We start from the raw sequence: 23,010 nt of genomic DNA, 5'->3' as shown, positions 1-23,010 counted from the left end.
TGTCCCTTTGTGAGATGAGCTGATGTCAAACGTGCCTATTGACTGCGATCGCCCCCCTCGGGTCTCGGTCATTTTGCCGGTTTACAACTCCGAACGCTACCTAGCTGAAGCAATTGAGAGTATCTTGTCCCAAACCTTTGAGGACTTTGAGCTGTGGATCGGTGATGACTGTTCTAGCGATCGCTCCCTCGCCATCCTCCAAACCTATGCCGCCCAAGATGCCCGCATCCATGTGCTGGCTAACCCCACCAATCTAGGGGTTTCGGCTACCCGCAATCGCCTCCAGGCCCAAGCCCAAGGCGAGTTCATTGCCGTCATGGATGCCGATGACATCGCCCTGCCCGATCGCTTTAGCCAGCAGGTCAGCTTCCTCCATGACCATCCAGAGGTGGTCTGTGTGGGTGGTAACCATGCCCTGATCGATGCTGAGGGTCGCCTGCTCACCTACCTGGCCCTCCCCCCAGACAATGAGGCGATTCAACAATCTGCCCTCGCCGGCCATGGCAGTATTTGCCATCCCTGTGCCATGATGCGTCGCAGCACCCTGCAGGAGATTGGCGGCTATGACGAATCGCTGAAAAGCGCCTTAGATTTAGACCTGTGGCTGCGGCTGGGGGAAGTGGGGCATCTGGCCAATCTGCAAACCGTTGTGCTGCACTATCGGCTCCATGCCCATTCCATTAGCGAAACGCGCAGTACGGAACAGCGGCACAATGCGCGGCGGGTTTGCGAACGCGCTTGGCAGCGGCGCGGCATCGAGGGCAAGTTTGAAGCGGGCTATGCCTGGCGACCCACCGCCGATCCTGAGTCCCAGCATCACTTTATGCTCAAGTATGGCTGGTGGGCCTTCAATAGCCGCCAGCGCCAAACTGCCTTGGTCTATGGGTGGCGGGCGATCAAGCTACGTCCCTTCCAGACCGATGGCTGGATACTCTTGGGCTGTGCGATCGCCAAGCCAATGCCGTCCCTGGAGGAACCTTAGCTGTCCTCTAGGAGACCTTTGGAAAAAGAGTCCGTTCATTCACCCAGTAGGAGAGCGATCGCACCATGCAGACTTTGGAACTACCACCACCGCTCGTTAGCGTGATTATTCCGATGTATAACGCCGAGGGCTATATTACTCAGGCGCTGCAGTCGGTGCTGCAAGAAACCACGATTCCCTTGGAGGTGGTTGTGGTCAACGATCGCTCTAGCGATCGCTCCCTAGAACGAGTGCAGGCGATTCAAGATGCGCGATTGCGGGTCGTCAACGGTGCTAAGGCGGGCATTTCCACCACCATGAACCTAGGACTAGCGGCGGCCCGGGGCGCGATCATCATGCGCTGTGATGCCGATGATCTGTTTACGCCTGGACGCATTGCCTCCCAAGCCAACTGGCTGCAGCAGCATCCAGACTATGGCGCGGTTTGTGGTAGCTACGACATCATTGCGCCCAACGGCTCCTTTGTCCTGCAGCACGACACCGGCAGCACGCCGGAAGAGGTGACCGATGAACTTCAGCAAGGCATCACCCGCACCCACCTCTGCACCTTCGCCATCCGCACGGACACCCTACGACTCCTGGGCGGGTTTCGTCCCTACTTCGAAACCGGCGAAGACATTGACCTGCAGCTTCGTCTGACCGACATTTGCCGGGTGTTTTACCAGATCGAGTCTCGCTATTGCTACCGCCTGCACAACGACTCCATTACCCACGTGATCCCTTCCGAGCGACGGGTCTTTTTTGATCGGATCGCCCGCACCTTCCAGCAGCAGCGCCAGCATCAAGGGCAGGATGATCTGCAACGTGGCATCTTTCCGCCTATTCCCCAAGGTTCCGAGTCGCGATCCTATTCGTCCAATGAACAAATTCAGGGATTTCTACAGGGTCGAGCCTGGCAGGCTCTCAGCCAAGGACAGCGGCGGAATGCCTTGAAGCTAGGGGTGCGATCGCTCCTGGCCAATCCTGGCCATCTGCCCACCTGGAGCAACTTTTTGGTCTTACTGGCCAAACTGCCCACCCAGAAAGCACCGTCGGCACCCGCTCCCCCCAGTCCACCCATGGACGAAGCCCCCCAGCCCCCAGCCAAACCGGTTACATCCGAGGTTGACCGAGATGGATGATAGCGATCGCGCCTTCTTGGGCAACTTGAGGGTAGATTTACGGATCTGCTACCGTTGAGCCTTAGTATCTTGCAGCCAAGGAGCTAGATTTGGTCGTTCTGACATACCTATGCTGGGCGATCGCCCTGATCGTCTGCATTCCAGTTCTCACCTTCACCCTTGAATGTTGGCTAGCCATGCTGCCGGGGCGATCGCCCGCCCCGTTGGCCCATGCACCACGATTGGCGGTGTTGATTCCAGCGCACAACGAGGCTCTGGTCATTCAAGACACCCTGGCCGCACTGATGCCCCAACTGGTAGAGGGCGATCGCCTGATCGTCATTGCCGATAACTGCAGCGATGACACTGCCGCCATCGCTCGCTCGGCGGGAGCCACGGTGCTCGAACGCCAGAATCGGGATCAGCGGGGCAAGGGCTATGCCCTAGATTTTGGGCTGCGCTCCCTAGATGCGGATCCGCCCGACATTGTGGTGATGGTGGATGCCGACTGCACCCTACTGCCCGGAGCCCTGCGCACCATCGCCCAGCAGGCCGCCCAGTCCCAGCGCCCGGTACAGGCTTTGTATTTGATGGAGCAACCGCCCGATCCCAGCGCCAAGGATTCGGTGTCGGCTCTGGCCTTTATGGTGAAGAATCGGGTGCGGCCGCGAGGTTTGCAGCGCTTGGGCTTGCCCTGCCTGCTCACCGGCACCGGCATGGCCTTTCCCTGGGAGATGATTCGGCAATCGCCCTTGGCCAGCGGCAACATTGTGGAAGATATGCAGTTGGGTTTAGACCTAGCGATCGCCGGTGCGCCGCCCCAGTTTTGCGAAACGGCCCGGGTGATCGGTCGCTTGCCCCAGCAGGATCAGGCCGCCACCAGCCAACGCACCCGCTGGGAACATGGCCATTTGCAAACCTTGGTGACCCAAGTTCCCCGGTTGTTGACCACAGCGATCGCCCGGCAGCGCCTTGGTGCCTTGGCCCTAGCGTTGGACTTGGCCGTGCCACCCCTGTCGCTGTTGGTGATGCTGTGGGGTGCGGCGATGGTGGGGGCGATCGCCGCTGGCTGGCTGGGTGTGTCGTGGGCGATCGCGGGCTTTTTGGGTCTGCAGGGCCTGCTGCTGCTATCGGCGGTGATGCTGGCTTGGGCTCGCTTTGGGCGATCGATCCTTTCCCTAGGACAGTTACTCTCGATTCCCCTCTACGTGCTCTGGAAAATCCCCATGTATATTGCCTTCATCGTCCGACCCCAGCGGCAGTGGGTGCGCACGGAACGAGATCCTGCCCCGCCGCCGAAGGCCGATCGTGCGCCCTAGTATCCCAAACCGTCCTTAATCCCTACATCTCTACGGAAACTTTACGAACCATCTGAAGGTTTACAAAAACTCGTGGGAATACTGAGATGGGCTAGGCCTCAACCCTGCCAAACCGGGAATTCATAAGGAGGTTTTCATGCAGATCATTCCCACAGACATCCCCGATGTGCTGATTTTAGAACCGAAGGTGTTTGGGGACGATCGCGGCTTCTTCATGGAAAGTTTTAACCGGCGTACCTTTGCCGATAAAACTGGGCTCGATCTCGATTTTGTCCAAGATAATCACTCTCGCTCCGTCAAGCATGTGCTGCGCGGTCTGCATTATCAAGTGCAGCAGCCCCAGGGTAAGCTGGTGCGGGCGGCGATGGGCAGCATTCTCGATGTGGCGGTGGATATGCGGAAAAGCTCCCCCACCTTTGGTAACTGGGTCAGTTGTGAACTCAGTGCGGACAATAAACGCCAGCTTTGGGTGCCCCCCGGCTTTGCCCATGGCTTTCTGGTGCTTTCTGACAGCGCCGACGTGCTCTACAAAGCCACCGACTACTACGCACCCCAGCACGAGCGATCGCTCCTTTGGAATGACCCCGACGTGGGCATCCTCTGGCCCCTCACGGCCGACCCGATCCTGTCGAGCAAAGACCAAGCGGGTCAATCCTTCAAAACAGCCGAGGTGTACGCCTAATGCGGATTCTACTCACGGGTATCGATGGTCAACTGGGCAGCGAACTCCAGCCTATTCTCTCCACCCTCAGCGATGTAACCGCCCTAGGGCGATCGCGCCTGGATCTCAGCCAGCCTGACCAAATCCGGCAGGTGATGCAGGCGATCCGGCCCGATGTGGTCGTCAATGCTGCGGCCTATACCGGCGTAGACACCGCCGAGCGGGAAATGGATCGAGCGATCGCCATCAACGGCACCGCGCCCACAATTTTGGCGGAAGAGGCGCAAAAACTCGGCAGTTCCATCATCCACGTCTCCACCGACTATGTGTTTGACGGCAGCAAAAATACCCCCTACCTAGAAGACGATCCCACCGGCCCCAAGGGAGCCTATGGGCAATCCAAGCTGGCTGGAGAGCTGGGCGTGAGCAATAATTGCGATCGCCACCTGATTGTACGCACTGCCTGGGTCTACGGTGCCGGCGGCAAGGGCAATTTTGTCAAAACTATGCTGCGCCTTGGGGCCGAGCGCGAAGAACTGCGGGTGGTCATGGATCAGGTCGGCTGCCCAACCTGGACGGGAGACTTGGCCCAAGCGATCGCCCAGTTGATTCCCTACCTCTGCGCCCCCAGCCCCACCACCGGCATCCTCCACTACACCAACAGCGGAGCCATTAGCTGGTATGACTTCGCCGTGGCGATCGTTGAAGAAGCCGCCGCCCTTGGATTTCCCCTCACCCTCAAACGGGTGGTGCCGATTACCACTGCTGACTATCCCACCCCGGCCCAGCGGCCTGCCTACTCGGTGCTGTCCGGTCAGAAAGCCGCCGACATCCTAGGGCATCCCGCTCCCCATTGGCGGGCCAGCCTGCGGAAACTGCTGCATGACCTAGCACCCGTGACCGCCTCTGCTCGTTGAATTCAGTCCTTCACCCATAGCACTCCCATGAAAGCAATTATCTTATCTGGTGGCAAAGGAACCCGTTTGCGTCCTCTTACCTATACTGGGGCGAAGCAACTGGTACCCGTAGCTAATAAACCGATTCTCTGGTACGGGATTGAGGACATTGTCGCCGCTGGCATTACTGAGATCGGCATCATTATTAGCCCAGAAACCGGCGGCGAAGTGCAGGCTAAAACCGGGAATGGCGATCGCTTTGGAGCCAACATTACCTACATTTTGCAAGAGGAACCGGCAGGGCTCGCCCATGCGGTGAAAATTGCCCAGCCGTTTCTCGGCGATTCGCCCTTCGTCATGTACCTGGGCGATAACCTGGTGCAGAGCGACTTGAACCTCTTTATTGACGCCTTCAAAGCTCGCCAGCTCGACGCCCTCACTCTGCTCTGTGAGGTGCCCAATCCCACCGCCTTTGGGGTCGCCAAAATTGACGACGAGGGGCGGGTGTTGGCCTTGGTGGAAAAACCGAAGGTGCCGCCCTCCAACTTAGCTCTGGTGGGCATTTATCTATTTGCGCCGAGTATTCATGAAGCGATCGCCCATATCCAACCCTCGGCTCGGGGCGAGCTAGAAATCACCGACGCCATCCAATATCTGATCGACCATCAGCAAAAGGTGGAAGCCCGCCGCATTCAAGGCTGGTGGCTAGATACCGGGAAAAAAGATGATTTGCTAGAAGCCAACCGGGTGATTCTCGACACCTGCTTGCAATCCTCCGTGAATGGCGAGGTGGATGATAAGAGCCAGATTATTGGGCGGGTGAGTATTGGCAAACAGTCCAAAATTATCAATTCCACCATTCGCGGCCCGGTGATTATCGGGGACAACTGCCATATCGAAAATTGCTTTATTGGCCCCTACAGCAGCATTGCCAACGAGGTATCGCTGATTGAAGCCGATATTGAACATAGCGTCTTGCTGAAGGGTGCCAGCATCACCGGCATTCATCACCGAATTGTAGACAGCCTGATTGGTCAGCGGGCCCAGCTCAAAGAAGCGCCTCAGCGTCCCAAGGCTTTGCGGTTCATGATCGGCGACGATTCTAAGATTGAGGTGATGTAGGGTATCCCAGATCCCAGACCCTCCCAACCACACGCCTAGCAACCCTAGATGCCTGAGTTGCCCACCGTTCCGCCCCATACTTTGATGCAAGAGGCACCTGCTCATGCCTGAGACCGCAGATTACAAATCCCTCAACGTTTTATTGATCATCGAGTCCTGTAACCCGGATTGGTCATCGGTTCCCTTAGTGGGATACAACTTTTTCCGAGAGATCAATCAACGGGTGAACGCCACCCTGGTCACCCATGCGCGCAACCGCGATGCTATGCAAAAACGGGGCCATCAAAACGTTGTTTATATCGAAGAAAGTCGAGGCATTCAGCTTTACTTTGGTTTAGTTGGGCCGATCGCTTCCAAGATTTGGCCGCTGTTTCATGCCCTCACCTATCCGGTCTACGAAGAATTTAACCGCCGGGTCTACCAGCAATTCAAAGACAGCGTGGTGGCGGGAGACTACGACCTGGTGCATGTGATCACCCCGATGATTCCTCGCTATCCGGTCAAACTTAGCCAAGTGTGCGATCGCACCCCGTTTCTCTACGGCCCCGTCAATGGCGGCGTTCCGTTTCCCAAAAACTTTGAAGCGATCGCCCGCAAGGAACATGCCTACCTAAATTTTCTTCGAGATCTAGGAGAACTGCTCCTGCCCGGCTATGAAGATACCTATCGCCGCGCCGACAAAATCCTTGCTGGATCAACCTATACCTTAGACATGCTGCAGGAGAAATTTGATCTTCCCAGCGATCGCATTCATCTGTTCTACGAAAATGGCATCGAGCAAAAGTTTTTAGATGCCGCTGAGGATCGCCCCGTCCATGACAAAATTGAGCTAATTTTTGTGGGGCGCTTAGTGCCCTATAAAGGAGCCGATATGTTGGTCGATGCGATCGCTCAACTAGAACCCGAGGTGCGCGATCGCATTCACCTAACCATTGTGGGAGATGGCCAAGAGCGATCGCCCCTTGAGGAACAAACCCAGCAGTTAAACCTCACATCAGCGATTACCTTTACCGGCTGGGTGCAGCAACAGGAAACCCTCGACTATTACCGCAAGTCTGACCTCTTTTGTTTCCCCTCTATTCGTGAATTTGGCGGTGCGGTTGTTATGGAGGCCATGGCCTGCGGCCTGCCTTGCATTGTGGTGAATAACGGCGGCATTGGTGAATATGTAACGGCAGAAACTGGCTTCAAAATTGAGCCCCTGTCCCGTGACCACATTGTCCAAGAAATGGCAGTTCACATCACCCAACTGGTGAAGGATGAAGCCCTACGTCGAACCATGTCGAAAACAGCTACGGAGCAGGCTAAACAATTTGAATGGGGACAAAAAGCCCTAACAATGATGGCTATTTATGATGAGCTGGTCAGCCCATCTCCGGTTCCTAAACTGGATGTTGCTACAGGTTAATAGCCTCTCAATCTAGCTGATAAACTAGGTTTAAACTATCTTGAAAGTCCGGTTTTCTAACCAGTTTTTGAAGGCTTCTCCCCTAGCTCTTGAGTCAAACTTAGTCAACAAGCACAACGTTGTTTCAATAGCTGCTTTTATGGATCAAAACTTATGTGATAACTAGAAGAACATCTAAGCGATCGCCTTCGTCTTAATCAGAAACCAGGCATCTATCCTAGTCTCAGTCTAGTCATCCATAGGAGTTTTCCATTTGTGAATCAGCAACCCTTATCTTGGGGATTATTAGTCTGTACCTATAAGCGAGAGAAAATATTGCCTCTGTGTATTCAGTGCGCCCTATCGCAATCTCGTCCCCCCACAGAAATCATCATTGTAGATGGAAGCCCCTATTGGCAAAAAACGCAGCAATCTATACTAGAAACCTTCGCTCATCAAGCACCTGATATTCAATGGACTTATGTTGAAGCTGAAAAACGTGGGCTCACACTTCAGCGTAATCAAGCGATTCAATTAGCAACGGCGGATATTGTTTTTCTGATTGATGATGACTCTCTCATGTATCCCACCTGCGCTGAGGACGTCATGAACATCTACGAACTAGACTCCCAATCGATAATTCAAGGAGTACAGCCAGCCGCTGCCCATGCTCCCCCTTCTGGGATTTTCATTGATGATAAACCCAAGGAAACGGGTATGAATCCAGAGGCAAAATCTCTCCGGAATGGACGATTTAGTAAGCTCAAACATTTCCTGTGGACGCATATTTTTCTCATGTCGAGTGAGCATTTATTTGTCCCCTATACTGGCTCTTTTCCTGCTCAATCGTTTCCAAGTTTTCCTGAGGATCACGTTTCTATATTTCCCGTGAAACTTTTCCAGGGATTTCGCATGACCTACCGCCGAGAAACGATTGCTAAAGTAAAGTTTGAACCTGCCTTGCTTTACTATGCAGCCGGAGAAGATCTAGATGCTAGCTATCGAGTTTCATTGCATGGAGCTTTGGTGGAAGCGCCCCAGGCAGCTATCCATCATTTCGAAAGCAAATCAGGTCGTCTCCGACGATTTCAGGTGACCATTCTATCGGTTCTCAACCAAGCTATCTGTATTAAGAAACATGCCTCAAATGCGTCCAAAGTTCACTCAAAGTTCTATGTTTTAATGGTTAGACGGATCCTGGCAGAACTCTGCAAGGATATTCTCAGCAAACGCTTTTCACTACCTCAGGTTCGGGGATTATTAGTTGGCTTAGCCTACTCGTTTAAAGTGTTTTCCATGTCCGTTCAGGATTTAGAAGACTGGTATCCGCAGTTTCAAAAATCTCTCACCCAAGCCTAGATATGTGTTGGGCAGATCGCTTCATGGAACAAGCTGTTGGGCAAGCACTTTAACTATTAGGTTGCATTTCGTTTGGTAGACCGCTCTTTATTTGTAACGTACCCTGTAGGACTCAGCCAGGATTATGGAAAACATGCAGCGACGACTTTTGATCACGGGTGGGGCTGGTTTCATCGGATCGAACTTTGTCCATCATTGGTGTGAAACCTATCCCAGCGATCGCGTGGTGGTGCTGGATGCGCTCACCTATGCCGGCAATCGGGCTACGCTGAATGACCTTGATAGCCATGACAATTTTCGGTTTGTGCAGGGGGATATTTGCGATCGCCCCATGGTGGATCAACTATTGGCTGAAGAGCAAATCAACACCGTTGCCCACTTCGCCGCTGAATCCCATGTGGATCGCTCGATTCTGGGCCCCGATGCCTTCATTCGCACCAATGTCGTCGGCACCTTCACGCTGCTCGAAGCCTTTCGCCATCATTGGACAGGTCGCGGCCAGCTAGAGAGCGATCGCTTCCTGCATGTTTCCACCGATGAAGTCTATGGCAGCTTAGAGGCGGATGATCCCGCCTTTAGCGAAACCACCCCCTACGCGCCCAACAGCCCCTACTCTGCCTCCAAAGCTGGCAGCGATCACCTAGCCCGGGCCTACTTCCACACCTATGGCATGCCCACGCTGGTCACCAACTGTTCCAATAACTACGGCCCCTACCACTTCCCCGAAAAGCTCATTCCCCTGATGTGCATCAACATCCTGCTGGGTAAGCCGCTGCCGGTCTATGGTGATGGGCAAAATATTCGCGACTGGCTCTATGTGAAAGATCACTGCACTGCCCTAGATGTCGTCATCCACAAAGGCCAGACCGGCGAAACCTACAACGTTGGCGGCAATAACGAGGTCAAAAATATCGACCTCGTGCATATGCTCTGCGATTTGATGGACGATCTCGCGCCAAATCTACCCGTGCGCCCCTCTCGGCAACTGATCACCTTCGTGAAAGACCGAGCTGGCCACGATCGCCGCTATGCGATCGATGCCAACAAAATCAAAACCCAACTCGGCTGGACGCCCTCCGTCACCGTCGATGAAGGCCTACGCCAGACCATTGAATGGTTTCTTAGCCATGAGGAATGGTGGCAGCCCTTGCTATCTGAGGACTACCAAGCCTACTACCAAAAAGTCTACGCCTGAGCTCCCTAGCGGTAGGACGGGTTAGCGACAGCGTAACCCATCAAAGCTGACACAACTGGAAGCCCCTCACCCCAAAGCCCCTCTCCCAGAACGGGCGAGGGGCTTTGAACGTATGTGAACTTTTTGGTTTCCACAAGGATAGAAGGGGCTGGAAACCAGTAGGACGGGTAGCGATCGCGTAACCCGTCCCAGCGCCCACCTTACGAGAACATCTAGGCTCATTGGGTGGGTAACGTTAACGTCTCTTGAACAAGACATCTGACCGCCCAAAGGTGAACGGTCAGGGCACATCTATTCCTGACCGTTCAGCCGCTAGTACTCCTAGGCAGACATAACCCGCCTAGTTGCTAAGGCGGAAACCCTTGACTGTCTTGGAAGTCCTCTTCGTTCTTCTATCTTCGTTCTTCTGTCTTGCGTTACTAGTCTTCCAAACAGCGCAGCATCCGCACCGTCGCCGCCGTGGCGTAGTTACGTAGCGCCGCTTCGTCGGGGCTGAACCGTTGCCCAGTTTCGTTGAGCGGTGAAGCAACACCGCAGTAGGTAGACATCTGGGTAATCAAGCTTGAGCCCCAATGCCCGGAGATATCGGTAAAGCTCGTCGCCGCCGTATTGCCAACTAGCGTAGGATCGTCACCTTGGAGCGTTTGCCCATATTCAGCCGCACGGCGCAACACTGCCATCAGCTCAGCCCGTGTCACTGGTTGCCCAGGACGGAAGCTACCGTCTTGATAGCCACTAATAATGTTGTTATCGCGGGCAAATTGAATCTTAGCTGCACTCCAGCGAGACGCACCCACATCTCGATAGGGGTTGCTACCTACCTGAGTCGGCAGCGCCAAATTCACATCGGGCAACGTATCGAGTGCCTCAATCACAATGGAGACCAACTGTTCACGGGTCAAGGAAGCGCGAGGACGGAAGGTGTTGTCTTCCAAAAATCCTGAAATAAACCCACGCTCAACCGCAAGCTGAATATCCGCTGCATAAATATCTCCAGCAATATCACTGAAGGCAGGGGTCGTGGGTGGTGTCACGACCGGCGGTGTGGTCGGTGGCGTCGTAGGAGGTGTCGTAGGAGGCGTAGTCGGTGGTGTTACAACTGGCGGTGTCACAACCGGCGGTGTGGTGGGCGTGGTCGGTGGTGCAGTATCCCGAGTGATGTAGACATGCCCCAAGGTGCGTCCTTCATAGGTGCGCTTCGCAAACCGCCAGCCAGGATCGAGGGTAATTTTGGCAAAGTCGGTGGTGACGCCATTGGCGCGGCCAAGTTCATATTCTTGGCCCGCCGAACGACTGAAGGGCACGCCCACCAGCACCATATCTCCACCCCGACGCACCACCCGCAGGCTGTACTGAACGCCCAAGTCTTCCCCGGCAATACGAATCGAATAGCCGTTACTATCGGTGCTGCGACCACAGATACCCGTAAAATCAAACGTCAGCAGGAGAGGATCGATAATCGTGGGATTGCTGCCCTGCTCGTTCCAACATTGACGCGTTGTGGACACTTGCTCAACAATCAGCAACTGGTGAGAACTACCGCCGCCAATGGGAGAAGCGATCGCCACAAAGCGGCTTTGATCAACTTCCTGCTGTCCAAAAATAGACGCTAAGGCAGGGGCAGACATCAGCAGCGTGCCTGCCATAGTGCCGGCAATGGCTGTAACTGTGGAGATGCGATGAAGAAGGGATTTTATAGCCATAACTAAACCATTACAAATTAGCGGATGAATAGAAGGGATGCTCGTCTGAACTAGGTGATCTGACTTAGGCGATCTAACTTAGGCGATCTGACTTAGGCACATCGAGAGATACTTGCTTACCCCGACGCCTATTGGCCTCTTCTATCGTTAGGAAGAACAGCTTGATGATGATTGCATGGGCTCCTGCGATGCTGATAACCATAGGGTGAACAGTTCTCTCCGCTAAGCATGGCCAAGCATGATGGTAGCGGGAGTATCTAGCAGACAGAATCAATCATAGGCGTTGGAAATCGCCCTTAACCATCACAAACAGCATAGATTTATCATCTCACTATTCTCGATCATCCGTAATCTCCCGCAATCTCCTGCAATCCGATGAGGGATAGGCCGGCAAAAATTCCCCTGGGTTACGCCAAGGGAATGACCGTGATTAGACGATGGATTGGGGGAGCGATCGCCCCCCATCACCACCTAAAATTCCATAGCATCCATACTGATGATCTGATTATTGCTGTTAAACAAGATAAACAGGTCGCGCGGGCCATTCTCAAACTGACCGGTCATAATCACTACCGGTGCATCGCCGGAGTTGTCCACCGTTGTGGCAACGGGGCCTTCATAAGCACCCGTACTAGCAATAAGATCGTTCCATTGCTGGGCTAGGCTTTCAGCGGTGAGGGTGGTGCGAATGGCCGGATCGTAGCTTTGCAGGGCAGTCGCGTAGTCACCACTCGCTAATGACTCAATAAACGTGTCAGCGATCGCTGTGACATCAGCACCTTGGGCTAAAACATTGGCCGCTGCAGCGTCCCCAGCAGGAGCGGTTTGGGCCTGAGCTGGAGCGATGCCACCTAGAAGAGCAGCAGCAATCACGATAACGGGCAAGTATCTTTTCATAACGTATGTCCTAAATGAATGAAGCGACTGAAAACCTAAATAGCTAGACGAAAAGGCGCTGGATTTGTGCCGCTGGCCAGAGCACGTCCTCTAAGCTGTTCAGGGCTTGACCCTTCGGAATAGATGGGTTGAGATGTCCCGATCGCCCTGGAAAAAGCGTGAATAGGGAACTATCCCAGTTTAGTCGTCTAGCTGTCCCAAAGACATCAACTTAGAGGTAGCCAAAAGCATAGGTTGATCAGCCTCACTAAGCAGCAGACATACTTCCTAAAGGATTCACCCCTACACCCAGCATTTCCGTAAACTATCCCGCACGTTTTCACGAACCTCCCTCACCCTTGGATTAAACCCATGGCCGATCAAGAACATCTCGACTTGCTCACCCAGAGCGTAGATGCCTGGAATGAATGGCGGCAAACCCTCCGCATTAAGCCGGATCTGAGCGGTGCCAAGTTAAGTGGGCTGGATTTACATATCGCGGATTTGATCAAGGCCAAGCTGGTGGAAGCGCAACTGGTGAAAACGAACCTGCGCGGTGCCTATCTGCGGGATGCGGATTTGAGTGAGGCGAATCTGCAACAGGCAGATTTAGAGGATGTGGATGCGGGCTGGTCAATTTTTATCCAAGCCAATCTACGGCGCGCTAAGCTATCGCGGGCCCAGCTCATCCAAGCCAATCTCAGTTGGGCTGATCTGCGGGAAGTGAACCTCACGGGGGCCAATCTCAGTTGGGCTGATCTCAGCAGCGTGCAGTGTACGGGTTCTATTTTGGTGGATACTGACCTTAGCCGTACCAAGCTGCAAAACAGCGCGCTCAACCTGTCTGACCTCAGCAATGCCAACTTGATTGAGGCTAACCTCAGTAATGCCAGTTTGGTTGGGGTAGATCTTGAGGAAGCCAACCTCAGCCGCAGCACCCTGGTAGGCTGTAATTTTACCGAAGCTTATCTGGTGGGCGCGAAGCTAAGCGGAGCCGATCTCACCGGCTGCTGCTTTCAAAACGCCGATCTCCAATATGCAGATTTCACCAACACCTGCATCGATCAGGTGATCTTCGACGGTGCCAATCTTAAGGGGGCAATTTTGCCAAAACCAGCGGCAGAGCCAGGGCGATCGCGCTAATCCCAATCAGCAACCCTACGGTAACGTGCGTTTGATGACGTTATCCGATCGCCCAACCCCCTAGATGCACCAGCCAGCTCTACGCCAACACCTGCGCCTGCTGACGATACCAATCGATGGTTTGCTGCAGGCCGTCGCGAAACGTCACCTGCGATCGAAAGCCAAAGGCTTGGGCGGCCCGCTGGGTGTCTAGACAGCGACGGGGCTGACCGTTGGGCTGATGATGTTCCCAAATTAGGTCGCCGGTAAAGCCCATCAGCTCACAGATCAATTCCACTAAGTCCTTAATGGAAATTTCCTCGCCGGTGCCGAGATTGACCGGATCTGGATGGCTGTAGTGTTGCGTACCCAGCACAATGCCCCGCGCTGCATCATCTGAATAGAGAAACTCGCGGGTGGGGCTACCATCCCCCCAGACAGGGATAGAGCGATCGCCCCGTTGTTGGGCTTCATGCACCTTGCGGATCAGAGCGGGAATCACATGGGAACTGCGGGGATCAAAATTGTCCTTGGGGCCGTACAAATTCACGGGCAGGAGATAGATGCCATCCAGGCCATACTGCTGGCGATAGGCTTGAAGCTGCACCAGCAGAGCTTTTTTGGCAATCCCGTAGGGGGCGTTGGTCTCTTCGGGATAGCCGTTCCACAGATCATCTTCCTGGAAGGGCACCGGCGTAAATTTGGGATAGGCGCAGATGGTGCCAACACAGACAAATTTTTCCACCCCAGCTTCATAGGCGGCATGGATGAGCTGGGTGCCCATCATTAAGTTGTCGTAGTAGAGCTCGGCGGGCTTTTCGCGGTTGAGGCCAATGCCGCCGACGTGGGCAGCCAGATGGATCACCACATCCTGCTGATCAACAGCGCGTTGGCAAGCCTCCCACTGGCGCAGATCACAATCTCGCGATCGCGGAATGGTGATGGTCTCAGCCGTGGCTCCCGCCTCGATCAGTTGGGCCACCACGGCCTGACCGAGGAAACCGGCACCACCGGTCACAAGAATGCGTTTCTGGCGAAGATCAAGGGTTGTCATAGTCTAGGCATAGTCTAGGTCTGGGGGTCTGCTGAGAACTAGTTGGCCAGGGGATCCTGGAGCGATCGCCGCACGGTGGCATAGTCTGAATCGCCGTTGGCGTTACTGTGGGCGTTACTGTTGCTCAGCCCGAGCACTTGCAGATCGGCATCCACCATAATCGCCACCAGTTGCTTAAAGGTGACTGACGGCTGCCAACCTAGCTGCTGCTTGGCTTTGGTTGGATCGCCCATTAACAGATCCACCTCCGAGGGCCGGAGGTAGCGATCGTCAAATTCTACATAATCTTCCCAGTTGAGATTGACATAGCGAAAGGCCAGGTTGAGGAAGTCGCGCACCGAGTGGGTTTCCCCCGTCGCCACCACATAATCATCGGGCTGGTCTTGCTGCAGCATCAGCCACATGGCCTGCACATAGTCCTTGGCATAGCCCCAGTCGCGTTTAGCATCCAGGTTTCCCAAGTACAGCTTGGACTGTTGCCCTGCCACAATACGGGCGATCGCTCGGGTGATCTTCCGGGTGACAAAGGTTTCGCCCCGCCGAGGCGACTCGTGGTTAAACAAAATGCCATTGCAGGCAAAAAGCTGATACGACTCACGATAGTTGATGGTTTGCCAATGGGCATAGACCTTGGCGCAGGCATAGGGACTGCGGGGATAGAAAGGCGTGGTTTCCCGCTGGGGCACCTCCTGTACTAGACCAAACATTTCCGATGAACCGGCTTGGTAAAACCGCACCTCAATGCCGGTACGCTGCTGATAGTCGCGAATGGCTTCTAGCAGGCGCAGCGTCCCCATGGCCACGGAGTCTACCGTATATTCTGGAGCGTCAAAGCTAATGCGCACATGGGATTGGGCTCCCAGGTTGTAGATCTCCACCGGCTTCACATCTTCCAGAATGCGGCGCAGGGTGGTGCCGTCGGTGAGATCGCCATAGTGCAGGAAGAGGCGAGCCTGCTGATCGTGGGGATCTTGGTAAATATGATCAATGCGATCGGTGTTAAATGTAGACGTGCGGCGGATAATGCCATGCACCTCATAGCCTTTGTCCAGCAACAGCTCACTGAGGTACGACCCATCTTGTCCAGTAATTCCGGTAATCAGGGCACGTTTTAGATTAGTCACCATTAATACTCCTAGCAATCTAAGCCATTCACCTCCCACCCCTGGACAACAGCCCACGTCATGGCGGTGCAACATATGAGGCAGTCTTGCATTGTACGCGGTGATCTGAACATCTTCAGCACAGGACAAGGTTCAATCCTGCACCTCTATAAGCATCTATGAGCACCTCAAGGTCATCTAATCCTCGTGCAGCACGTCTTCGATATGGGCGGTTGTGGGGTCATTCAGCTCAAAAATTCGGGATAGCGCCTCGCGGTTATCGGGGGTGAGCGATCGCCCCCCGGTTTCTAGCTGAGAAATTAATCCCTGGCTGAGCCCCGTGAGGGCTGCCAGTTTTCGTTGACTCCAGCCATAGCCCAGGCGCATCGCCTTAATTTGCCCTCCGGTGAGGCCGGTTTCGGGTTCCGGTTCGGGCTCCGGTCCCGGTTCCACAGAGGCAAGCTCGTCTGTATCATCCACCGTCATGGAGCTATCGTGCCAGTCTTCGAGGGGGGTAATCCAAAGCTGGGCCTGCAGCAGGCGATCAAAAAAGCCTCGGGGCCGACTCGGGCGCGATCGCCCCAACCCTAACGGCTGCAGCTCTGGCGGATAGGTTTCTGGATCAAAGTGAATACACCAATCACGAACCTGCAGCAGATGCAGGGTTTCATCCCAGAGGTTGGCAAAGCGTTTGCGGGATTGGCTGTCTTGCTTGGCCTGCTCAATCCGCTCTGTCCCAAAGGCCACATCCATGAGCATCATCACCGACATCGGTTCCTGGCGCTCTAGCCGAGTTTTAAACAGCAGCCACACCATCAGGCGAGCCGCCCCTTCCCGGTGCTGCCAAACGCTCATCACGTCCCGCAGGGAGGATTTGGACAGGGTGCTGTATTCACAGAGGGCATTTTTGTTGCGCCGCCCCTCTTCGTTGAGAAAATAGCGGGCCCAGAGCCCCGCCCGCACAATAAAGGTCACGCCAGAAAGTTCTTTGTTGCCAAACAGATCCTGCTGATAGTGGTAGCGCGTCCCCAACAAATGCCACAAGCGCCCTTCTTCAATGGTGAAGCCCTTCATGCGGCTTTGGGTGGGCCACGACACAAAGGTAGTGATTTTGCAGGGCTGCTTGGCAATTTCTTGAATCAGCGCCAATTTCTGCTGTTTATTCTTGTCCGTGCGCTTTTTCAGCCCCAGATATTCTTCAATCTGGCGATCGCTGATCACAAACTCTTGCTCCCAGGGGCGATCGATCTGGGTGGCGTGGGCCGCATAGATCAAATGCATACAGGCGGCGCGAATATCAAAGGTGTCAATCACCGCGAGGGCCGCGGCCCCTGCGAGGGTAGCGGGTGACTCGTCTTCAATCTGCTCCGTGACCCAAAAATGCACCGCCCCTTCGCCATTTTCCACATTGCGGGCATAGCGAAGTTTGCCCTTCGAATCGGCACCCCAGGGCAAATCCTTCCGCTGGGTGAGAATATTGCTGGCTTCCCAAATGGGCAGGGCCGAGGCCATGCGGGTGGTGGTTTTGCCGTTGGGAAACAGGTCGGGACTGGTTTGCAGGGCATCCGACGAGACATCAAAGCGATCGACCACTTCCACAGACGGCGCATTCACAGACGGCGGCTCCACAGGCAAAGCATTCCCAGGCTCATCCACAGATGGCGGATCCTCACAAGGCGGCTCTCCATCTGCAGGCCTGGGATCGGTGGATAGCTCCATCTGCACCGACTCAGGCGAGAGGGATGCTTCTGGGGGTGGAGAGGAGGAGTTACGTTTGCGAGGCATACGGTTTCCTTTAGCGTTCTGCCTGGCCGAGCGGCAATCGGTAAGGATTGCACCATTTGGACAAGATCGTCCCGCTTATACTGGGATGCAGGATTGAGATTCAGATCTAGACCTTAGATCGAGTCTCAGATCTAGAATTCAGTTGTCCCATGGTATCCGATCTGCCCCCAACTCGCCCAAGGGGCGATCGCTTTCCCCAGATCCCCGCTGTAGCTATCCCCAAGCCGATATGTCCTCCCAGCCGTTCCATTGGGTGATTCCCCAAGCTGATACCCATCCTGAAGCGATCGAGGTTTTACAGCGCTACCAAATCACCCACGAGTTTTATCAAGAAGCGCTCTATCGAGAGGTGCAGCATATCCAGGCCCAGGATTATCAGGCGTTGGCCAGCCAGCATCGCCAAGAGCTAGAGCAGCTTCGGCGAGATATTAACATCATGGGCTGGTTCAACCGTTGGCTCCAGCGGCGATCGCCTTAGATAAATCCGGGGGGCGATCGCTTTAGATAAATCCGGGGGGCGATCGCCCTAGACCTCAATCGCCCTAGACCTCAATTATCCTAAGACTCATGGGGCACTGGCTTTCCCTCACTAGCCTGGATCGACAAACCGCCAGCTTCTGAACCAGAAACGCCGGTTTTCATCCAAAGAGGTTCTTCGGCTGCCACCCTGGTAGAGCTTTGCTGCATGGGCCGATGACGATTGAGGGGCGAGTTGGCCACCACCCCCACCAGGGATATAGAATATTCCTGCAATTTTTCTAGGGCAATGTTCACGGCTGACTGCTTGGTGCGGCGCAGGGCCACCGCCATCAACACGCCATCCACATGGTCAGACAAAAACACCGTGTCCATGTAGTCGCGCAGGGGCGGAGCGTCGTAAATCACCACGTCAAACATCTCGGCTAAGCGATCGCTGACGGCTTCCATCCTAGGCGACCCCAACAGCTTAGGTGCATCCACCATCGTGCTGCCGGCCGTTAAGATGGAAAGATGCTCCGCCGTTGGTGCCGATCGGATCACCGCTTCTGGTTCAAAAGACGACTTGAGAAGGTCGCCTAGGCCCTTATCATTGGGCAGATCAAAAAACTCATGCAGCCTTGGATCTCGGAAATTAGCATCGACCAACAGCACTCGTTTTCCAGAGGATGCTAGGGTTTGGGCTAAATTAGCCGCAATCGTTGACGTGCCATCCCCCATCGTTGCAGAACAGACCGCTAGGGATTGAATCGTGCCACTTTTTTGAAACCGCAGCCCGGCAAACAATTCGCTAAAGGCTTCCTGAAACGCCACAATCGAGCTTTGCTCAGCGGGCCGTAGGGTAGACGACTCCGGCGAATAGAACAGGACTTGGTTGGCAAAGGGACAGGGAGGCACCACGGACAGGATCGGAGCGGGCATAGCGTCCTCGATATCCTCAACGTCGTGGTAGATATCGCGATATTTTTCAAGCAGCAGTGCCAGGGCAGCTCCCAACATCGCTCCGCCCATAATGCCCGCCAGCAAAATAATCGGGCTGGACGACTCGGGCATGGGGTCGCCGTTTTCATCTAAGGGCACCTGCGGCTCTGACAGCACTTCCCAAGGTACAGCGCTCTGAGCGGCTTCTAGGCTTAGGGTCTCCCGTTGGGAGAGCAGTTGATCCAGCGCCTGGGTGGTGATATCCAATTCTCGCTGAATTTCGTTGTATTCTCGGGCGATCGCTGGGAAATCTTGCACCCGGTCTTCCGCCGCCGACCGCAAACGCCCTAGCTCATCCTGCCGCACTTCCAATAGTTCAACTAGATTGGACGTATCAACCATCTGCTGAATCAAACCCAGGCGGATACTGTTTTGGAAAGCCTGCACTTCAGGATTACTCGACTCGCCGCCTAGGGCAGGGCCAATAATACTTTGGGCCGTTGAGTTCATGAGGCTAGCAATATTATCTTGCTGCTCCCGTAGCGCTTGAATGGTTGGGCTGGCCTCCGTAAAGCGGGCAGACTCGACGGCAATTTGGGCCTCTAGCTCGCGAAACTGGGTCAGCAGCGCCTGATAGCCTGGCTCTTCACTTAAGGTTGAAGCCGCGATCGCCTGATTGGGTGTGAGGTTGAGCTGCCGCTGTAGCGAAGCATAGTATTCGCGCTGCTCCCGCAACTCCTGAGCCGTTTCCACCTGCTGAGACACAATGCCCCGCAATTGTTCTGTGAGCTGAGCACTTTCGTTTTCAGGATCATTCACAAAAAAGCGCTGCTGGAGATCTTGCAGCCGATCTTGCAGCTCACTAGCGCGCTCTTCTAGGGTAGGAAGTTGGTCATTAATGAAGTTAATCCCTTCACCAATTCGGGTTTTCCGCTCTTGCAAACTATATTGCAGATACTTGGCAGCGGTTTCATCCAGCACCGTCTGCACCAAACCAGGATCATTGCCAAGAAAGGTCACTTCAATGATCTTGGTTTGGGGCGATCGCTCCACCAAGAGGTCGTTCTGGAGCTGAATATAGGCAAATTCTGGAAACTCCTCGCTGACCTGCTCGTAGATGGGCCATAGCATCGCCGGGCTTTTCAAAATCTCAAGCTGGGTGGGATAGTCAATTTCCTGGGCCCGGTTAATACCACCACCATTCCGCGTTAATGCCGATGGATCGACTAATCGAGCTTCCGCCGTCACCGGCTCCACCAGCAGCCGAAACCCTGCTTGGTAGGTGGGCACTGAGGAGGTACTTTTCACAAACGCAGCCCCCCCCAACAAAAGAGTGCTGCCAACCACAATCCAGAGATTGCGCTTGAGCATTCGAATGTAGGGGCCAAGCTTCAACCCGCCCTGGGGAGCGTCAGTATTTAGATCGTCGTAACCCGCTGGGGACTGCTGCATAATGGGCTATTTAAATTGCAAGGTCAACACGAGATAAACATGAAGGTGGTGGTCGATCACGGCTAGCAGTTGACGTCATCACGGGCGATCGCTGCCCTAGGCTACATCTGAATGCTAGCAATTTACAGTTTGACCTTCCAACCTGTTCCTCAATTCTTCAAATAAGAAGCATTCAACCTCTCATCGGTTAAGACTAGAAATCACCCTACCCACCATGGATCATGATGGATTGCACCCTACTTGTCTCACATCGCACCCTGAGTTTGAACAATACCTAAACAAGGCCTCAACAAAAATCTACCCTATCCCTGATCCCTCGGCTGATCATCAACCATACTTATAATCCAACATCTGGAAAGGGTTCACCTGGATCTGGATTATCTGGATCATCCGGATCAAACGGATCATCATCGTCGTCGTCATCGTCATCGTCATCGTCGTTATTCTGATCATTATTGTCATTAGTATCGAGACGATCGCGCACATCTAAAACGCCATCCAGCAGACCAAATACGTTGCGAATCGGGGCTGTTACAAACTCGATGCCATCAAAAATTCCAGCCAAGGTCGAACGCCGCACCACCACAATGTCGTTATTGCGCAGGGACGGATTGGTCTCTTCATTGACTGGGTCAGAGAAGTCAATGGACACCCGCCGCCGCTCAACGCTTCCGTCCAAATTAACGCGGATGAGGTCTACCCGACCGGCGCGGTTGCTCACCCGTCCGCCCGCCGCCAGCAAAGCTTGGTTGAGAGATGAATTGGGAGGCAACTCTATGGCTCCGGGGGTTTCAACTTCTCCAACCACATAGGTATTGATCAACAGCGGTGAGAAATTGGCTGTGGCAATTTCCCCAAGTTCTTCTTGATTGATATCAGACACCCGCGGCACTAACACGGTGTCTCCATCTCGCAGGGTAATGTCTTGGGGCAGGCTCCCGGTCTGCAAAAACTCCCAGAGGTTCACTTCAATGGTGCTTTCCTCACCGGGCAAGGTCTGACCTCGGCGAATTTCAATGTTGCGGATATTGGCGAGCTGGGTGATGCCTCCGGCCTGCTGAATGGCATTGATGGCGGTGGCCCACTGGCTGATGCCGTCACCCAAGTCTGTGGTTGCACCGGCCTCTGGGCTAATGGTGTAGGAGCCTGGCCGGGTCACTTCTCCCACCACACTCACCCGCAGCGGACGAGGTTGCACTAGGGCAACAACAATCAGCGGATCGCGAATGAACTGGGCATAGATCTGTTCTAGGTAGGTGCCAGCACTCGATATCGTTTGTCCTTCTAAGTAAACCGACCCAACCCAAGGCAGGTTAATGGAACCGTCTACGCCGATGACATATTCCCCGTCGCTAAATTCCGGGACATCAAAAATATTGAGGGTGATGGTATCGCCGGTGCCCAAAATATAGGGAAAGGAGGAGGAGCGGGGCAGGGAGAAGCTCCGATCGTCGGTTCTCACGAAGGGAAAGCGCGGGTCAACGCCGGGAGTGGCCGGGGATACCGGAGCAGGCGTGGGTTGAACCGGCTGATTTGGGAGCGGTGCCGTCTCGATGGGAACCCGTTGGGAAGCATCTGGTTCAGACGGGCTTGGGGTGATCAAGGGCAGGCGATCGCTGCTCTGGGCGGTGGGAGTAGCTTGGGCTAGGCGATCGCTTAAGCGATCAACCTCAGATAGACGAGTGTTGGATAGATCTGCCTCGGCAAGGTCGTTATCAGGATGATGAAGCTCGGATAACGGTGCCAAGTCAGACGGTGCCAAGTCAGACGGCGTCATCTCGGGCAGCGTTTGATCGGGAGCTGCGTCTAGGACAGCATCCCTAGACAAACCATCCGGCTCCAGCACAGGCAAGCGATCGCTTTGGGCCACGCTGGCCGTTGCCATCAGTGCGGTCATGAGTGATGCCGTCAACCCCACCGACAGCCCCATCAAAACCAACAGTCCTTGATTAAGTGTCTGGTTAGCCCTTGGGTCACCAGGCATTGCTTTGTGGATCGTGACCATAGTCCCTAAACAATAGTCCTTAAACAATAGAGGTTAAATGCAGGCTCAGTGGTGAATGGGTGTGACCAGTATTTTACATAGACCACTGGCAATCGTTGGATAATCACCCCTATCTTTACTAACGTTTTATATAACGATTATGTTTCTGAAACAGTCACCACGCTGATCAATCCATAGTCCTGAACGTCAGAACCGGCTAGCCAGCCCCATTCACCCTCTCAGTTGACCTAATCGCACCTACCGTAACCTTTCCACAAGTAAACTGTCATCTGTAGAGCACCGTGCAACTGAATCTGAGAACCACCAAATCCTTTGCATTGTATAGGATAGAGCGATCGCACCTCCGTAGATTCAACAGCGCCTGGTCAACTTCCGTCTATGCTTGAGCAGTTCAAGGATAGTCTGGGTACTATGAAACTGATTTACCCCCCAAATCTGGCAGTTTCTAACCACTCGGTGTTACGTTGAACCTGGCATGAGCCTTGCATCTA

Annotated in this window: 18 protein-coding genes; 11 read left to right on the top strand and 7 right to left on the bottom strand. The window is 54.4% G+C overall.

Features of this window, described 5'->3' with window-relative positions; translation table 11 throughout:
* Positions 1 to 22: 22 nt before the first annotated feature.
* From JUJ53_RS22140 to rfbB, 9 genes are all read left to right on the top strand, one after another.
* On the top strand, positions 23 to 982 hold the full coding sequence (locus JUJ53_RS22140; RefSeq protein ID WP_204154220.1) for a glycosyltransferase: 960 nt from the start codon (positions 23 to 25) through the stop codon (positions 980 to 982).
* 65 nt (positions 983 to 1,047) lie between these two features.
* Positions 1,048 to 2,103, top strand: a complete 1,056-nt coding sequence (locus JUJ53_RS22135) for a glycosyltransferase family A protein (RefSeq protein ID WP_204154219.1) — start codon at positions 1,048 to 1,050, stop codon at positions 2,101 to 2,103.
* An 89-nt stretch (positions 2,104 to 2,192) separates the two neighbouring features.
* On the top strand, positions 2,193 to 3,401 hold the full coding sequence (locus JUJ53_RS22130) for a glycosyltransferase family 2 protein (RefSeq protein ID WP_239125288.1): 1,209 nt from the start codon (positions 2,193 to 2,195) through the stop codon (positions 3,399 to 3,401).
* A 136-nt stretch (positions 3,402 to 3,537) separates the two neighbouring features.
* On the top strand, positions 3,538 to 4,083 hold the full coding sequence (rfbC, locus tag JUJ53_RS22125; protein ID WP_204154218.1) for a dTDP-4-dehydrorhamnose 3,5-epimerase: 546 nt from the start codon (positions 3,538 to 3,540) through the stop codon (positions 4,081 to 4,083).
* The gene (rfbD, locus tag JUJ53_RS22120) at positions 4,083 to 4,979 is read left to right on the top strand and encodes a dTDP-4-dehydrorhamnose reductase (protein WP_204154216.1); all 897 of its coding nucleotides are present in this window, start codon (positions 4,083 to 4,085) and stop codon (positions 4,977 to 4,979) included. Before rfbC ends, rfbD begins: the two co-directional genes overlap by 1 nt.
* 27 nt (positions 4,980 to 5,006) lie before the next feature.
* Entirely contained in the window at positions 5,007 to 6,080 is a 1,074-nt protein-coding gene (locus JUJ53_RS22115) for a glucose-1-phosphate thymidylyltransferase (RefSeq protein ID WP_204154214.1), read from the top strand.
* A 103-nt stretch (positions 6,081 to 6,183) separates the two neighbouring features.
* Positions 6,184 to 7,488: a glycosyltransferase family 4 protein gene (locus tag JUJ53_RS22110; protein ID WP_204154213.1), complete on the top strand. Its 1,305-nt coding sequence runs from the start codon at positions 6,184 to 6,186 to the stop codon at positions 7,486 to 7,488.
* A gap of 255 nt (positions 7,489 to 7,743) precedes the next feature.
* Positions 7,744 to 8,826, top strand: coding sequence for a glycosyltransferase family 2 protein (locus tag JUJ53_RS22105; protein WP_204154212.1), 1,083 nt, complete (start codon positions 7,744 to 7,746; stop codon positions 8,824 to 8,826).
* Between the two features lie 133 nt (positions 8,827 to 8,959).
* Positions 8,960 to 10,021: a dTDP-glucose 4,6-dehydratase gene (rfbB, locus tag JUJ53_RS22100; RefSeq protein ID WP_204154211.1), complete on the top strand. Its 1,062-nt coding sequence runs from the start codon at positions 8,960 to 8,962 to the stop codon at positions 10,019 to 10,021.
* Between the two features lie 419 nt (positions 10,022 to 10,440).
* On the opposite strand, the gene JUJ53_RS22095 is transcribed toward rfbB, so the two are convergent.
* Positions 10,441 to 11,724: a DUF3747 domain-containing protein gene (locus JUJ53_RS22095; protein ID WP_204154210.1), complete on the bottom strand. Its 1,284-nt coding sequence runs from the start codon at positions 11,722 to 11,724 to the stop codon at positions 10,441 to 10,443.
* A gap of 471 nt (positions 11,725 to 12,195) precedes the next feature.
* Positions 12,196 to 12,621, bottom strand: coding sequence for a DUF3887 domain-containing protein (locus JUJ53_RS22090; protein WP_204154209.1), 426 nt, complete (start codon positions 12,619 to 12,621; stop codon positions 12,196 to 12,198).
* 351 nt (positions 12,622 to 12,972) lie between these two features.
* On the opposite strand from JUJ53_RS22090, the gene JUJ53_RS22085 reads away from it, so the two are divergent.
* Complete coding sequence (locus tag JUJ53_RS22085; RefSeq protein WP_204154208.1) at positions 12,973 to 13,743, top strand: pentapeptide repeat-containing protein; 771 nt, start codon at positions 12,973 to 12,975, stop codon at positions 13,741 to 13,743.
* 79 nt (positions 13,744 to 13,822) lie between these two features.
* Here the strand turns inward: JUJ53_RS22085 and JUJ53_RS22080 are convergent, their stop codons facing one another.
* The 3 genes from JUJ53_RS22080 to JUJ53_RS22070 form a co-directional block, all read right to left on the bottom strand.
* Positions 13,823 to 14,776 (bottom strand): GDP-L-fucose synthase, encoded by a 954-nt coding sequence (locus tag JUJ53_RS22080; protein ID WP_204154207.1) that lies wholly within the window; start codon positions 14,774 to 14,776, stop codon positions 13,823 to 13,825.
* A 38-nt stretch (positions 14,777 to 14,814) separates the two neighbouring features.
* The gene (gmd, locus tag JUJ53_RS22075; protein ID WP_204154205.1) at positions 14,815 to 15,900 is read right to left on the bottom strand and encodes a GDP-mannose 4,6-dehydratase; all 1,086 of its coding nucleotides are present in this window, start codon (positions 15,898 to 15,900) and stop codon (positions 14,815 to 14,817) included.
* Positions 15,901 to 16,077: 177 nt separating this feature from the next.
* Positions 16,078 to 17,664 carry a helix-turn-helix transcriptional regulator gene (locus JUJ53_RS22070; RefSeq protein WP_239125287.1) on the bottom strand — a complete coding sequence of 529 codons (1,587 nt, stop codon included), beginning with the start codon at positions 17,662 to 17,664 and terminating at the stop codon, positions 16,078 to 16,080.
* A 142-nt stretch (positions 17,665 to 17,806) separates the two neighbouring features.
* Between JUJ53_RS22070 and JUJ53_RS22065 the strand changes: the two genes are divergently transcribed.
* On the top strand, positions 17,807 to 18,142 hold the full coding sequence (locus JUJ53_RS22065) for a hypothetical protein (protein ID WP_204154204.1): 336 nt from the start codon (positions 17,807 to 17,809) through the stop codon (positions 18,140 to 18,142).
* Positions 18,143 to 18,222: 80 nt separating this feature from the next.
* Here JUJ53_RS22065 and JUJ53_RS22060 read toward each other — a convergent pair whose 3' ends face one another.
* A complete protein-coding gene (locus JUJ53_RS22060; protein WP_204154203.1) occupies positions 18,223 to 20,514 on the bottom strand; it encodes a tyrosine-protein kinase domain-containing protein in 2,292 nt (763 codons plus the stop codon).
* A 337-nt stretch (positions 20,515 to 20,851) separates the two neighbouring features.
* Positions 20,852 to 22,519: an SLBB domain-containing protein gene (locus tag JUJ53_RS22055; protein WP_204154202.1), complete on the bottom strand. Its 1,668-nt coding sequence runs from the start codon at positions 22,517 to 22,519 to the stop codon at positions 20,852 to 20,854.
* Positions 22,520 to 23,010 lie beyond the last annotated feature (491 nt).

The organism is Leptolyngbya sp. CCY15150 (genome assembly GCF_016888135.1).
GTDB lineage: Bacteria > Cyanobacteriota > Cyanobacteriia > RECH01 > RECH01 > RECH01.
This window is presented reverse-complemented; position numbering and strand designations above follow the sequence as displayed.